At 71.4% G+C, this 13929-nt stretch carries 9 protein-coding genes; 7 read left to right on the forward strand and 2 right to left on the reverse strand.

Annotated features, from left to right (window positions below; translation table 11 throughout):
- Nucleotides 1-148: 148 nt before the first annotated feature.
- The 7 genes from LGI35_RS02890 to LGI35_RS02920 are packed head-to-tail and all read left to right on the forward strand — an operon-like array spanning nt 149 to nt 10148.
- A complete protein-coding gene (locus LGI35_RS02890; RefSeq protein WP_227292004.1) occupies nt 149-1498 on the forward strand; it encodes an ABC transporter substrate-binding protein in 1350 nt (449 codons plus the stop codon).
- Nucleotides 1495-2472, forward strand: a complete 978-nt coding sequence (locus tag LGI35_RS02895; protein WP_227292005.1) for a carbohydrate ABC transporter permease — start codon at nt 1495-1497, stop codon at nt 2470-2472. Before LGI35_RS02890 ends, LGI35_RS02895 begins: the two co-directional genes overlap by 4 nt.
- A 30-nt stretch (nt 2473-2502) precedes the next feature.
- Nucleotides 2503-3315 (forward strand): carbohydrate ABC transporter permease, encoded by an 813-nt coding sequence (locus tag LGI35_RS02900; protein ID WP_116501620.1) that lies wholly within the window; start codon nt 2503-2505, stop codon nt 3313-3315.
- Between the two features lie 36 nt (nt 3316-3351).
- On the forward strand, nt 3352-6519 hold the full coding sequence (locus LGI35_RS02905) for a glycoside hydrolase family 38 N-terminal domain-containing protein (RefSeq protein WP_227292006.1): 3168 nt from the start codon (nt 3352-3354) through the stop codon (nt 6517-6519).
- Nucleotides 6520-6543: 24 nt separating this feature from the next.
- Nucleotides 6544-8211: a class I mannose-6-phosphate isomerase gene (locus LGI35_RS02910; RefSeq protein WP_227292007.1), complete on the forward strand. Its 1668-nt coding sequence runs from the start codon at nt 6544-6546 to the stop codon at nt 8209-8211.
- Nucleotides 8208-9104, forward strand: coding sequence for an ROK family protein (locus LGI35_RS02915; protein ID WP_227292008.1), 897 nt, complete (start codon nt 8208-8210; stop codon nt 9102-9104). Before LGI35_RS02910 ends, LGI35_RS02915 begins: the two co-directional genes overlap by 4 nt.
- An 18-nt stretch (nt 9105-9122) precedes the next feature.
- On the forward strand, nt 9123-10148 hold the full coding sequence (locus LGI35_RS02920; protein WP_227292009.1) for a LacI family DNA-binding transcriptional regulator: 1026 nt from the start codon (nt 9123-9125) through the stop codon (nt 10146-10148).
- A 301-nt stretch (nt 10149-10449) separates the two neighbouring features.
- On the opposite strand, the gene LGI35_RS02925 is transcribed toward LGI35_RS02920, so the two are convergent.
- Together LGI35_RS02925 and LGI35_RS02930 are read right to left on the reverse strand one after the other, a co-directional pair.
- Nucleotides 10450-10659 carry a DUF6243 family protein gene (locus tag LGI35_RS02925; RefSeq protein ID WP_227292010.1) on the reverse strand — a complete coding sequence of 70 codons (210 nt, stop codon included), beginning with the start codon at nt 10657-10659 and terminating at the stop codon, nt 10450-10452.
- 579 nt (nt 10660-11238) lie between these two features.
- Nucleotides 11239-13842 carry a PEP/pyruvate-binding domain-containing protein gene (locus tag LGI35_RS02930; RefSeq protein ID WP_227292011.1) on the reverse strand — a complete coding sequence of 868 codons (2604 nt, stop codon included), beginning with the start codon at nt 13840-13842 and terminating at the stop codon, nt 11239-11241.
- Nucleotides 13843-13929 lie beyond the last annotated feature (87 nt).

Consider the following 13929-nt stretch of genomic DNA (forward strand, 5'->3'; position numbering starts at 1 on the left):
AGTTGTGGAGGTACGCGACCGCAGTGCTGCGGTGTCTCGCAGAAGAGGCGTCGCACGGGCATTGACTCGGTCCCACCTCCGCACCCAGACTCCGAACAGCGCGTGTTAACGATACCACTGGCTTGAACATGCCTGAGGGAGCCGCCCCATGACAGGCCGTCACCCACCCGTGTCCGCACGGGAACGCACGATCTACACGACAGCCGCTGCCGCCCGTCCGAGCCGCCGAGGGCTCCTGCGCGCCGCCGTCGCCGGCGCTGCCGCGACCGCTGCCACGCCCCTGCTCGCCGCTTGCGGCACCGCCGTCGGCGAGCCGCCCGGCAAGGTGGCGCTGCACGGCGACAACCCGGGATGGGCCGCTCCGCTCAAGGCCGCGGGCGCCGCGATGCGCTCGGTCGACGGCGTCCGGCTCGTGCCCGAGGTCATCCCGTCGCTGGAGTCCTTCGAGCAGGTCGTCAAGTCTTCGCTGCGCACCAGCAAGACGCCCGACCTGCTGAAGTACTGGTCCGGTTACCGCCTCCAGGACCTCGCCCGCACGGGCGGCATCGTCGAGCTGGAGGAGGAGTGGGAGAGAGCCGAGCGCAAAGGCTGGGTCGACCCCTCGCTGCGCTCCGCGTTCACCTACCGGGGCCGCGTTCACGGCCTGCCGATGAATCTCGCCTACTGGGTCTTCTACTACAACCCGGCCGTCTTCCGGGACCACGGGCTGACCAAGCCCACCACCTGGGACGCGTTCCTGAAGGCGGCTGACCGTCTCAAGCGCGCGGGCATCACTCCGCTGCACGCCACGACGTCGGGGCGCTGGCCTTCGTTCATCTGGTTCCAGGAGATGCTCAGCCGCCAGGACCCGCAGTTCTACGACGCCCTCATGAACGGCCGCGCCCGGTACACCGATCCGCGCACCGAACGCGCCATGCGCACCATCGCCTCCTTCGCCGACAAGGGCTGGTTCACCTCGCTCGACATGGACCAGGCGACCGCCGCCGCGGCCATGGTGCACGGCAAGGTCGGCATGGTGCCCGGTGCCACCTGGCTCAGCACCTCGTTCACCGGCGTCGGCGGGAAGGTCGGCGAGAACGTCGACACGTTCGTGCTGCCGATGCAGGACCCGAAGGCCAAGCCGGCCATGATCTTCGAGTCGAGTGCCCTGGTCTGCACGGTCAAAGGGCCCGACCACATCGAGGCGCTGCGCGCGAGCGGGGCCTGGCTGCACCCGAAGGTGGCCAAGGCGTTCTCGCACACCCTCCAGGACGGCAGCCCCAACCCGCTCGTCCCGCCCGCCAACGCGATGATCGCCGGGGTCGCCGAGACGGTCCGCCACGGCAAGCTGCGCCTGCTCAATCGCTTCTGGGAGCTTGGCCCGCCCGAACTCGTCGAGTCCACCGTCGACGACCTGGCCGGATTCCTGCTCGACCCGTCCGCGTACCGCAAGACCCTCACGACGATGCAGGGCCGGGCCGACGAGGCCTGGAAGGTGTGGAAGGAGGCCGACGCATGAGCAGCGCCGTCCGGGCCGGTGCCGCGGCCACCCCCGTGAAGCCGGGCCGGGCCCGCCTCCGCATCCCCACCCGCACACCCCACCAGGCCGCCGCGGAAGCCGGTTCCGGCCGGTTGGGCGGACGGCTGGCCGGCGTCCCGTGGGCGCTGCCCGCGGTCCTGTTCGTCGGGGTGCTGCTCGTCTATCCGTTCTTCCGCAGCGTCTACGGCAGCTTCTTCGACGACAACGGCTTCACCAGCCACTACGTCGGTCTGGACAACTACACGCGGCTGATCGACGACCCGATCTTCGGCCGGTCGCTGCTCAACACCGTGCTGTGGGTGGCCGGCACGCTGCTGCTGCCCGTGCTCGTGGGACTGGCCATCGCGGTCGCCACCCACCGAATGCGCCGGGGCCGGATCGCGCAGCTCGTCGTCGTCCTGCCATATGCGATCTCCGGAGCGGCCACCGCCGTCCTGTGGAAGTTCATCCTCACCTCCGACGGCACCCTCAACCAGGTGCTGCGCGCCGTCGGCCTCGACTCGCTCGCCCGGCCCTGGCTCCTGGAGTGGCCGGCCAGCACGATCTCCATGATCGTGGCGAGCACCTGGCAGGCCACCGGCCTGAACGTCGTCCTGTTCGCCATCGGTCTGCGCGCCATCCCGCGCGACACCGTCGAGGCCGCCGAACTCGACGGGGCCACCGGCTGGCGCATGTTCCGCCACATCACGCTGCCCCAACTGCGCTCCATGAGCGTCGTCGTGGTCGGGATGGCCGTCGTCAACAGCCTCAAGGCGTTCGACATGGTGTGGATCCTCACGCAGGGCGGGCCCGCCCGGTCCTCGGAGACGCTCGCGCTGACCATGTACCGAGAGGCGTTCCTCCTGTTCCACGTCGGCTACGGCTCCGCCATCGCCCTCGTCCTGTCCGTCATCGTCGTCGCCTGCTCCTGGCTGTACCTGCGGCGGCAGATGCCCGGCACGTCCCCGCGCTGACCCGAGCCGCTCGACAAGGAGTGACATCCCGTGGGAAGGACCTTCCGCAATCTTTTCGTCGCCGGCACGGTCGTGCTCTGGCTGGTCCCCGTCTATCTGCTCGTCGTCAACGCCCTCACTCCCGTGGCGTCGTACACCGGCAACGCGTCGTGGACCTCGCACGGCTTCGCACTGTGGGACAACCTCTCGACCGCCTGGACCAAGGCCGGCATCGGCCATTCGTTCCTTCAGTCCCTGATGTACGCGGTGGTGTGCGGCGGCGCCGCCGTGCTCATCGCGGCGATGGCAGCGTTCGCGGTGGTGGTGCTGCCCCTGCCCAAGCCCGCGTTCTGGTTCTGGCTGATCTACTCCGGGACGTTGTTCCCGTTGCAGATGTTCCTGGCGCCGCTGTTCGGCATGTACGCCGACGGCAACCTCTATGACACCCGCCTCGGCCTCATGCTCGTGTACGTCGCCTACGCGGTTCCGTTCGCGTTCTTCCTCGTCCGCAACCAGATGACCACGATGCCGCCCGAGGTCACCGAGGCCGCGATGCTCGACGGGGCGTCGTTCTGGCGGATCTTCTGGCGCATCCACATCCCGCTGATGGCCTCCAGCCTCGGCGCCGCGTTCATCTTCCAGTTCACCGCCGTCTGGAACGACCTGCTGTTCGGCATCACCCTCAGCCGCAGCCCCGACGTCCAGCCGGTGATGGCCACCTTGAGCAACCTCAACAACGCGTACGCGTCCTCGGGCCCGCCCGTCATCCTGGCCGGCGCCCTCATCGTCTCCGTGCCCACCCTCGTCGTCTTCCTGACGTTCCGCGGTCTGTTCCTGCGCGGCGTCGCCGCGACCGCCCGCTGACGTTCCCCTTCTGCAGCCTCGATTTGGAGATTCGGCATGACCACACGGGCCCTCGTCCGTACCACCGACTGGGACAACGACCGCATCCGCGACAGCCTGCGCGACTCCGTGGTGAGCGCCGAGGGGGCTCTCGACGGGGCCGAACTGCGGCTCACGGTCGAACCGTTGATGCGCCGCAGCGACGCCGGCGGCCTGCTGCAGTCGCTGCGCGTGGACGCCGTGCGCGGCTCCCGCGTCCCGGACACCCTCACCGTGCGCTCGGCCGCCGGCGCCGAGCTGCCCGCCGAGCGGATCGCGGGACCCGACAGCTCCGTACGCCTCCTCCTCCCGGCCGTCGACGAGCCGCAGCGGATCACCGTCGCCCTCCCGGGCGGCGCCGACGGCATCGACCTGACACTCACCCCGCAGCGCGAGTGGACCATCCACCTCGTCCACCACTCCCACCTGGACATCGGCTACACCGACCCGCAGGGTCATGTCCTCGCCGAGCACCTCTCCTTCCTCGACTCGTGCCTGGAGCTGACGGAGGCCACCGACGACTGGGATCCCGAGTCGCGGTTCCGCTGGTGCGTGGAGTCGCTGTGGTCGTTCAAACAGTGGGCCGAGGCCCGCCCGCGCGAGCAGGTCGAGGCGTTTGTACGCCGGGTGCGCGAGGGCCGTATCGAACTGACCGCGATGCCCTTCAACCTGCACACCGAGACCTGCTCCACCGACGAGCTGCACGAACTCCTCGGCCTGGCCCACCAGATCCGCGACGAGTACGGCGTCGACCTCACCTCCGCCATGCAGACCGACGTGCCCGGCTCCGTGGTCGGCCTCGTCGACGCGCTCAGCGACGCGGGCGTCAAGTACCTGTCCGTGGCGCACAACTGGGCGGGGCGCTCGGTGCCTCACCTGGTCGGCGGCGAGAAGCTGCCGCGCCTGTTCCGCTGGCGTGCCCCCAGCGGCAAAAGTGTGCTCGTGTGGATGACCGACACCCCGCACGGCCTCGCCTACATGGAGGGCCCCCTCCTCGGATTCGACACCGACTACTCCAGCGTCGACGACCTGCTGCCCGCCTACCTGACCTCGCTCGCCACCTACCCCTACCCGTACCGCGGCGGCGTCTTCGGCTGGGCCATGGACGAGAACGAGATCAAGCGTGAGCCCTACCCGTGGGACGTGCTGCACCTGCGCGTGCAGGGCAAGTTCGGCGACAACGCCCCGCCCCGCCGCGTCATCGCCGACACCGTCCGCCGCTGGAACGAGACCTGGGCCTACCCGCAGCTGCGCCTGTCCCGCAACGAGGACTTCTTCACCGACGCCGAGGCCCGCCTCGGCGACCGCATCCAGACCTTCGAGGGCGACTGGACGGACTGGTGGGTCGACGGTGTCGGCTCGGGCGCCCACCCGCTGTCCATGGCCCGCACCGCCCAGTCCGCCGTCGCAGACGCCCAGACGCTCGGCACGTTCGCCGGCGTACTCGGCGCGTCCGGAGCCGCAGACGACACCCGCGACGCGGCCGGCGTGTACGAGGCGGTGTCCCTGTTCGACGAGCACACCTGGGGCGCCGGCGACCCCTGGACGCACGGCCACGACCACGGCCACTCCGGCGAGCAGCAGTGGCACTGGAAGTACGCGCAGGCGCTGCGCGGCCACGACGACGGCAACTCCCTGCTGAACCGGGCCTCGGCACGCCTGGGCCAGCGCCTGGTCCGGCCGGCCGGGGCGGCGGCCGCTTTCCACGTGGTCAACACCTGCTCCTGGGCGCGCACCGAGGTCGCCCGGATCTTCCTGCCCGAGTCCAGCGTGCCGCTGGAGCAGGAGGTGAGGGTGCACGACGCCCGTACTGGTGCGGAGCTGCCGCACGAGGAGCAGGCGCAGATCAACGACACACACCGGGACGCGGGCCGGTTCCTCCTCGTACGTGTCGTCGACGTGCCGCCGGCCGGGTCGGTCCGGCTCGATGTACGCGCCGTGCCGGGCAGCGGGACCGGGCCCGAGGAGCGGGAGCGCGTCAAGGACGCGACGGGCTGGAACCCGACCGGCGGCACCGAGCGCGAGGACCCGGCCCGCACCTCCGCCTCCGCGCATGCCCTGCACGACCCGCTGCTGCTGGAGAACGAACACCTCGCCGTCCGCGTCGACCTGGCGCGCGCCTGTATCGCCTCCGTGATCGACAAGGCGACCGGCCGCGAACTGGTCCGCGCCGATGCCATCACCGGTTTCAACGCCTACATCCACGACAGCTACACCACGGCCGGTGGCTTCAACCACAACTCCAGCCGCACCACCGCGTCCGACCGTCTCGAACACCTCGGCCGCCGCTCGGTCGCCCCGCCCGCCGCGCTCATCGCCCGGCGCACCACGGTGACCGCCGAGATCCTCACGTACGAGACCCGCCCCGCGGGCGCCAACCGGGTGCGCACCACGCTGACCCTGCCGCACGGCGTCGGCCGCCTCGACATCGAGAACCTGGTCGACAAGGACGCCACGATGAGCAAGGAGAGCGCCTACTTCGCGTTCCCGTTCGCCTTCGAGGAGCCCGTTGTGCGCATGGAGGCGTCCGGCGGCGCCACCGGCACCGGGCTGCCCGTCGTTCCCGGTTCCGCCCAGCACATGCGGGCGATCCGCCGCTGGGTCACCCTCCAGGAGGACGGGCTCGCCGTGGGCTGGGCCAGCCAGGACGCGCCGCTCGTCCAGTTCGGCACCATCGCCCTGCCGTACGCCCCGTTCCCCAAGTCGATGGACCACGAGGAACCGGCCACGGTCTACTCGTGGATCCACAACAACCTGTGGGACACCAACTTCCCCAGCCGGCAGGGCTTCGAGTTCGCGTTCCGCTACAGCGTGGCGTGCGCGTCCGACGCGGCAGGGCTCGGCCCGCGCACCGCCGCGGGCGGCGGCTCCCGCCCGCTGCACGCGGTGCGCGCCCGCGGCCCGGAGTCCGACCAGGCGCCCGACACGCTGGCGTTCGCGACGGTCGGCGACCCGCGCGTGCGGCTCGTCGGCGCCACCACTCCGTCCGAGGGCGCCGTGCTGCTGCGCCTGCAATCGTTCGCCGAGGTACCCGTCGCCTGCCCGGTGCGTGCCCTGTTCGACGTGGCGTCCGCGCACGCCGCCGACTATCACGGGCGCATCACCGGTGAAGTAGCGACCCACGATGGTGAATTGACCGTCGAAGTGCCCGCGTTCGGCACCACCGCGGTCCTCTTCCGCCGCTGACACCCCTTGCGCAAAGGAGACTTCGTGTACCGGCTCGACCCGCGCCACGCCCCCGCCCCGCAGGCCGTCCTCGCGGCCGGCTGGGCGGCGGCGGCCGCGCACCTGCCGCCCGCACCGGCGGTGCTCGCCGTCGACGGCCCCCCGACCGTCGACTGGGACCTGCTCGCCGCCCGCCTCGCCCGCGCGACGGACACCTTGGTGGACATCCGCGCCCACTACGCGCCGCCCGCCGAGGTGCGCCGCATCGGCGACACGGACGACGATCCCTACTTCGGCTCGCTCGCCGGCAACCCGCTCGACGACCTGTTCGCCACCCTGCCTCGCCCCACCCCGCACGACGCCGGCCTCGTGATCGTCTACGGGCCTGGCGCCGCGCTCGTCGACCACGACGTGCTCTGGTACGCCGACGTGCCCAAGCGGTACGCGGAGGCCGCCGCCACCGCGGGCACCCCCGGCACCAACCTCGGCCTGCCCGCCGAGAACCCCGACCTCAAGCGGCTGTTCTACACCGACTGGCCGATGCTCGACCGGCACCGCGACGCCCTCGCGCCCCGCCTCGACGCCTGGCTCGACGTGCAGGACCCCGAACACCCTGTGTGGATCGACGGACCAGGTCTGCGCGCCACGTACGCGCGGCTCGCCCGCAGGCCCGTCCGCACCCGCCCCTACTTCAACTCCACCCCATGGGGCGGCCATTGGGCCCAGAACGAACTCGGCTTCAACCCCGAAGCCCGCAACACCGCCCTCGGCTACGAGCTCATCGCCCCCGAGGCGGGCATCCTCGTCGGCACCGGACCCGACGCGCAGGCCGAGGTGCCGTTCCAGCTGATGTGCGTCCTCGAACCCGAGGCCGTGCTCGGCGCCGACGTGCACGCCCGGTTCGGCACCTCGTTCCCGATCCGCTTCGACTACCTCGACACCGTCGGCGGCGGCAGTCTCTCGCTGCACTGCCACCCCAAAGAGCCGTACATGCGCGAGCGGTTCGGCTGGCCCTACACCCAGCACGAGACGTACTACATGACGCTCGGCGGCGACGGAGCGAAGGTCTTCCTCGGGCTGCGCGAGGACGCCGACGTCGACGTCTTCCGCAAGCGGGTCGAACAGGCCGCCACCCTGGGCGTCCCCATGGACCCCGAGGACCACGTCCACGCCTTCCCCGCCGAGCGGGGCCAGTTGTACATGATCCCGGCGGGCACCCCGCATGCCAGCGGAGCCGGCAACCTGGTCCTGGAGATCAGCGCCACCCCGTACCTGTACAGCCTGCGCTTCTACGACTGGCTGCGCCCCGACGCCGGCGGCAACCCGCGCCCGCTGCCCTACGAGCACGGCTTCGCCAACCTGGAGACCGGGCGGCGCGGCGAGGCCGTCGCCCGCGAGCTCGTCCCCCGCCCACGCACCCTGCGCGAGGGCGAGGGCTGGCGTGAGGAGGTCCTCGGCGCCCTCGACGAGATGTTCTACGAGGTCCGGCGCTTCGCCCTCGACACGGGCGCGGAAGCCGACGACGACACCGCGGGGCGGTTCCACGTCCTCAACGTCGTCGAGGGTGACGGCGTCGGCGTGCTCACCGAGGCGGGCTACCGGTACGACCTCGCGTTCGCCGAGACGCTGACCGTGCCCGCCGCCGTCGGCCGCTACCGGCTGCGCGCCACGGGCGGCCGGCCGGTGCGGGTGGTGAAGGCCCTCGTCCGGTGATCCCCGTCATCGAGGTCGGCGGCACCCACGTCACCGCCGCCCTAGTCGACCTCGCGAGCGGCCGGATCGCGCACCGCACCGACCTGCCGCTCGACCCGGACGGGTCCGCAGGGGAGATCCTCCGCGCCGTCCGGGCCTGCGCCGACGCCGTCGACGCCCCGGCCGGGGCCTGCTGGGGCGTCGCCGTCCCGGGCCCGTTCGACTATGCGAAGGGGATCGCGCTCTTCGCCGACGTCGGCAAGTTCGCTTCCCTGTACGGGACGGACGTCCGCGCCGACCTGCTCGGCGGGCTGCGCCGGTGTCCCGCCGACGTCGTCTTCCTCAACGACGCCCACGCGTTCTTGATCGGGGAATGGTCCGCGGGTGCGGTGCGCGGTCACACCCGGGCCGTCGGCATCACCCTCGGCACGGGCGTCGGCTCCGCGTTCCTCGCCGAGGGCCGGATCCTCGACCAGGGACCCGGGATACCACCCGAGGGCCGCATGGACCTGACGCGGCTGGGCGGGGCGCCGCTGGAGGAGACCGTGTCGCGGCGGGCCATCCTCGCCCGGTTCGGCGACCCGGCCGCCGACGTGCGCGACATCGCCGAACGGGCCCGTGCCGGGCAGCGGCGAGCCCGGCACGTCCTCGATGAGGCGTTCGGGGCTCTCGGCCGGGTCCTCGGACCGCGGCTCGCCGCGTTCGGGGCGTCGGCCGTCGTCGTCGGCGGTTCGATGGCCCGCTCCTGGGACCTGGTCGCGCCCGCCCTGAAAGCGGGCCTCGCGGACGGCGGTTGGCCCGTACCGGACCAGACCGGCGGGGAAGGGAGGCATACTCGTGCGATGCGGCCGGCCGGGCTCGCCGGTGACGCCGCACTGGTCGGCGTCGCGCGCGCCGTCGCCGCCCGCGAATAGAGGGAGAGCAGGGGGCAGATGTCCGACACCCGCGGGGCGAAGGACCCGCACCCGACGCTCCGGGACGTCGCTCGGGAGGCCAAGGTCAGCGCCATGACCGTCTCACGGGTCCTGCGCGACGACCCGAAGGTGGCGCCCGACACCGCCGCCCGGGTACGGGCCGTCGCCGACGAACTCGGCTACCGGCGCAACGAGATAGCCCGCAGCCTGCGCCTGGGCGGCGGCACCGGCCTCGTGGGCCTGGTCGTCACCAACCTCGCCAACCCCTTCTACTCACGGCTCGCACTCGGCGTCGACGCCGTCGTCAGCGGGCACGGCCTCAAGACCGTCATCGGCAACACCGGCCACGATCTCGCGAGCGAACGCTCCCTCGTGGAGGGCCTGGTCGCCCGCCGCGTCGACGGCATCATCGTGGTGCCCGCCGGCGACGACCAGCGCCACCTGGCCGCCGCCGCGGCCGGCGGGGTGCCGATCGTCGTCGCCAGCCGCCCGCCGCGCGGCTTTCGTGCCGACTGCGTCCTCGTCGACGACCACGGCGGAGCCTGCGCAGCCACCCAAAGCCTGCTCACCGCGGGGCACCGGCGGATCGGCTTCGTCGGCTCTGCCCCTTCCGTCTACACCGGCGCCGAACGCCTGCGCGGCTACACCGACGCGCTCGCCGACGCCGGGATCCCACGCGAGGAGACCCACATACGCCTCGGCCCGCAGGACACCGACGAGGCGGCGCGCGCCACCGCCGAACTGCTCGCCCTGCCCGACCCGCCGACCGCGCTCTTCTGCTCCAACAACCGCAACACCATCGGCGCATTCAGGGCGATACGCGCGGCCGGCACCGACATCGCGCTCGCCGGATTCGATGACTTCGAGCTCGCCGACGTGCTCGGGCTGCCACTGGTCATCGCCGCGTACGACAGCGACGAACTGGGCCGGCAGGCGGGCCGTCTACTGGTGCGCCGGCTCGGCGAGGACATCGCCGGCCGGGGCCCGGCCCCCACCCACCACGCGGTGATCCCCACATCACTCGTCCGCTACGGGCTGCCCTGACGGCATTGCTCTTGCTTGGCACCGCTCCTCCTGGCGGTGTCGCCCCGGCTGGGCACGGGGAACGCACGAGTGGTGACGCTGCTCGCGCAGTTCGGGTTGGTGGCGGTGACGGAACTGCTGAACCTGCGGCTTCCCCCGAGCGGTCGGCTGAGACGCGGCGGGGGGCGGCGGGCGGCCGAGAGCTGAGCGGGACGGGCCGCGCCCGGCACGGCAGCAGGGCCCCGATACGGCAGCAGGGCCCGGACCCCGCATCGCGGTCCGGGCCCTGCCCCGTGTGGTGCCGCCCAGCGGCGGCAGTGCGTCAGCTCTGTGCCGTGTCGTCGCCCGTCTGCCCGACGCCCTCAGCTGCGCGTGCCTTCTCGCGCATCTTGCGCACCAGCTCCGCCTTCTGGTCGGCGGCACTCCGGCGGTCGAGGTTGCGGTGCGGACCGTTGTTCTGCCGTTCGGCGCGGGACAGCTTCTTGCGCTGGCCGCCGCCCATGCCCACGGGGTTGTTGATGTTCTTGCTCACGGGTTCTCCCGGAATGATGTGAAGTGATCTACGGATTCATCGGCGGGGGACGGGCGCGGCGACATCGAAGGACGTCAGCAGGGGCCCGTCACGCTCTCACTCGTAAATCAGCGTCTGGAAGAACATGACAAAGAGGTTACCCGGTTCCGTCGGCCCCGCACACCAAGCATTTCCCCGCCCCAGCGTCGGCCGGGCCTTCAGCGAGCGCCCGGGGTCAGCCGTCTCCTTCTGTTTTCCACCCGAGCACCGAGCCTTCCCTGCGGCGGCTTGCAGCCGAACACCGAAGCCGAGCTGAAGGCTGCGGCCAGGAATGTCCTCTCAGATCCGGCCTCTCAGCGGGAGAGGTGCGGCACACGGGCGTCGGACAGTCCAGCCACATCAGCCTCGCGCACCACGAAGGCCGGCACGGCCCGAGCACGTACAAGCACTCCTCGAGGGGCTGGACCCGGGTGCCGGCAGACCCGCTTCAGGCTGTGGAAGGGCTACACCCGGCTCGGCGGCACCCGCATGCCTTCGATCGCCCACTGGCCGCACGACGGAGGTGCTGGATGGCTCCACCCGCAACACGCCCCCTCTCCCCTACCGCCCCCGCTCCTCCACAGCCGACGCGTGCGTCCCCACCACGCCCATGCTCCCGTCCACCGTGATCACGTCACCGGTCTGGATCCGCTCCACCGCGTCCCGTACGCCGACCACCGCCGGGATGCCGTACTCGCGGGCCACGACCGCGCCATGGGAGTTGGACCCGCCCATCTCCATCACGAGGCCGCCCGCTGTCAGGAAGAGCGGGGTCCAGCCCGGATCAGTGGACGGGGCCACCAGGATCTCGCCCGGCTCCAGGTGCGCCCCGACCGGATCGGTCACCACGCGCGCGTGGCCGGTGATCTCGCCTGCCGACGCCGCGGTGCCGACCAGGTCACCGGGCGCGTGGGGCGTGGCCTGCACGTGCTGCGTCACCTCGGGTTCCGTGCCGTCGGAGAGGAGGACGCGCGGGATGTGCCTGCGGCGCATCTCCCGCTCGTACTGCGCTTTCCGCTCGGCGACCTTCTGCCGCAGGTCGTCAGGCGCCGCACGCATCTCCTCGAACTCCAGGAAGAAGACGTCCTGAGCGGCGTCGATGCGGCCCTGTGCGTGCAGTTCGGTTCCTCGTTCGGCAATGCGCTCACGGAGGGCACCGAAGAGCGTGATGGCCAGGTACTTCGGGTATTCGCGCAGGCCGGCCAGCATCCGGGTGCGGTGCAACGCGAACCGGACCAAACGGCCACGCCTTTTCGCTCGCTGTGCGAGCTGGTCGATCATCGCCTCCGCCTCGGCCGCTCCGCGCGCGAACACCGCGTCCGGCCGGGCCTGTTCGTCGTCCAGGCGCAGGTAGTTGCGGATGACGCCGATGACATACGTGGGGTCGTCGGACCAGCGCGGCAGACCGAGGTCGATCTCGGCGACGGCGCGGTGACCCCACTGGTCCAGGAAGGCGCGGATGCCGTGCTGCGCGGCCTCGGGCAACGCGCCGTCGCGATGGCGGGCCACCAGCTCCTCGACGTCGCTGTCCTGGAACACCCGTACCACGTCTCGGTCTTCACGGATCGCCAGCGCCAGGTCCCACAGGTCGAGGTCCATCTCGGTGGTGACGTTGTTCGGCAAGCTGCGCAGAACCGTCTGCAGCTCGCCAGGTTCCGTACGGACGAGCTTGCTGGTGAGCGCCAGCATCGCGAAGCCCACCAGGGCGGTCGGGGCGACGGTGGGCAGCACCGGGACCACGCAGTCGCGCAGGGCTTCCTCGATGGACTTCTTCTCGGCCGCCTGCAGGAGTTCCGTCTCCGCGCGCCGTGCGCGCCGCACCGCCGCCTCGGGATCGGCAAGGGCGCGCAGTGCGGTGGAGGGAGCGTGGAACCTGCGGGCGAGCCGTGCCACCCGCTTGGCCGCGGGCCATGGCGACGTATGCGTCAGGGCCAGGCGCGGATCGTCGTACAGGCCGCGCAGGACCTGCGCCGAACGGGCCTCCATGACGTCGAGCACGCGCGGGAAGAAGGCCCTTCCCGTCCTACTGCGCAGGACGGTGGTGACGTCGATGAAGACGCGGCCCGCCGACTCGGTGTAGCCGTCCGGCCCCGGGTTGCCCATGATGATCCGGCCGGCGGCCCCGGCGATCTCCCGGAACGCGGCGCGCCCGGCCGGGGTGATCGGCCGCTCCAGGCCCTGGGCGAGACTGAAACAGAAGTACACGTGGAAGCCGTCGTGGTCGTCGGCCCGTTCGGGCACCGGGAACAGCGTGGTGATGGGCCGTGACTGGGTGAGGTGCAGCTTGCCCCACGCGTCGATCGCCCACTCGATGTCCTGCGGACTTCCGTAGTGCGCCTGCACCTTGGAGCCGAGTTCGGCGAGTTCGAGGATCTGGCGGTCGGTGAGGCAGGGTGCGTGGTTCTCGCCGATGTCGACCTTCTCCGTGCCGCCACCGGCCAGCGGGCAGATGAGGAAACGCTTGTCGCCCAGGCGCCGTTCGACGATCTCGCCGCCGCCCACTCCGTCCGGGCTGCCCGCTGCGCCCGCTCCGTCCACGACGAAGTGGTCCGGGTCGACCGCCCCGGAGACAACGGCCTCCCCTAGGCCGGGGCTCGCGTCGATGACCGTTTGATCGCGCTTGCCGGTGACGGGGTTCGCGGTGAACATCACGCCGGACACCGCCGATGCGACCATCCGCTGCACGACGACGGCCAGCTGGACCGTGCCGTGGTCGATGCCGTTGGTCTCGCGATAGCTCACCGCGCGGTCGGTCCACAGCGACGCCCAGCAGCGGCGTACCGCGTCGATGACGGCGTCCGCGCCAACGACGTTCAGATATGTGTCCTGCTGCCCGGCGAAGCTCGCGAACGGCAGGTCTTCGGCGGTGGCGCTGGAGCGCACCGCGACAGGCACATCGTCGCCGAATTCCGCGTACGCGGCGACGATCGCCTCCCTCAGCTTCTCCGGCACCGCCGCCTCGAGGATCCGCTGCGCCGCCTTGTCGGGCCGCAGGCCCGCGAGGCCGTCCGTGGCCGAGATCATCCGGTACGCGTCGGTAGTGACACAGAAGCCGTGCGGCACGGGCAGTCCGGCCCTGGTCAGTTCGCCGAGGTTCGCGGCCTTGCCGCCCACGGTGGCCGGCATCGTGGCGTCAATGGAAGTGAAGTCGAGGACGAGCGGCATGGCTTTCCTTCCTGCCCACAGTGACCGTCCAGTGAGGCTGGACTGCACTTTTATTCATCATGCGATGAATAAGGCTGTGCGTCAATC

It is taken from the genome of Streptomyces longhuiensis, from assembly GCF_020616555.1.
GTDB classification, from domain to species: Bacteria; Actinomycetota; Actinomycetes; order Streptomycetales; family Streptomycetaceae; genus Streptomyces; species Streptomyces longhuiensis.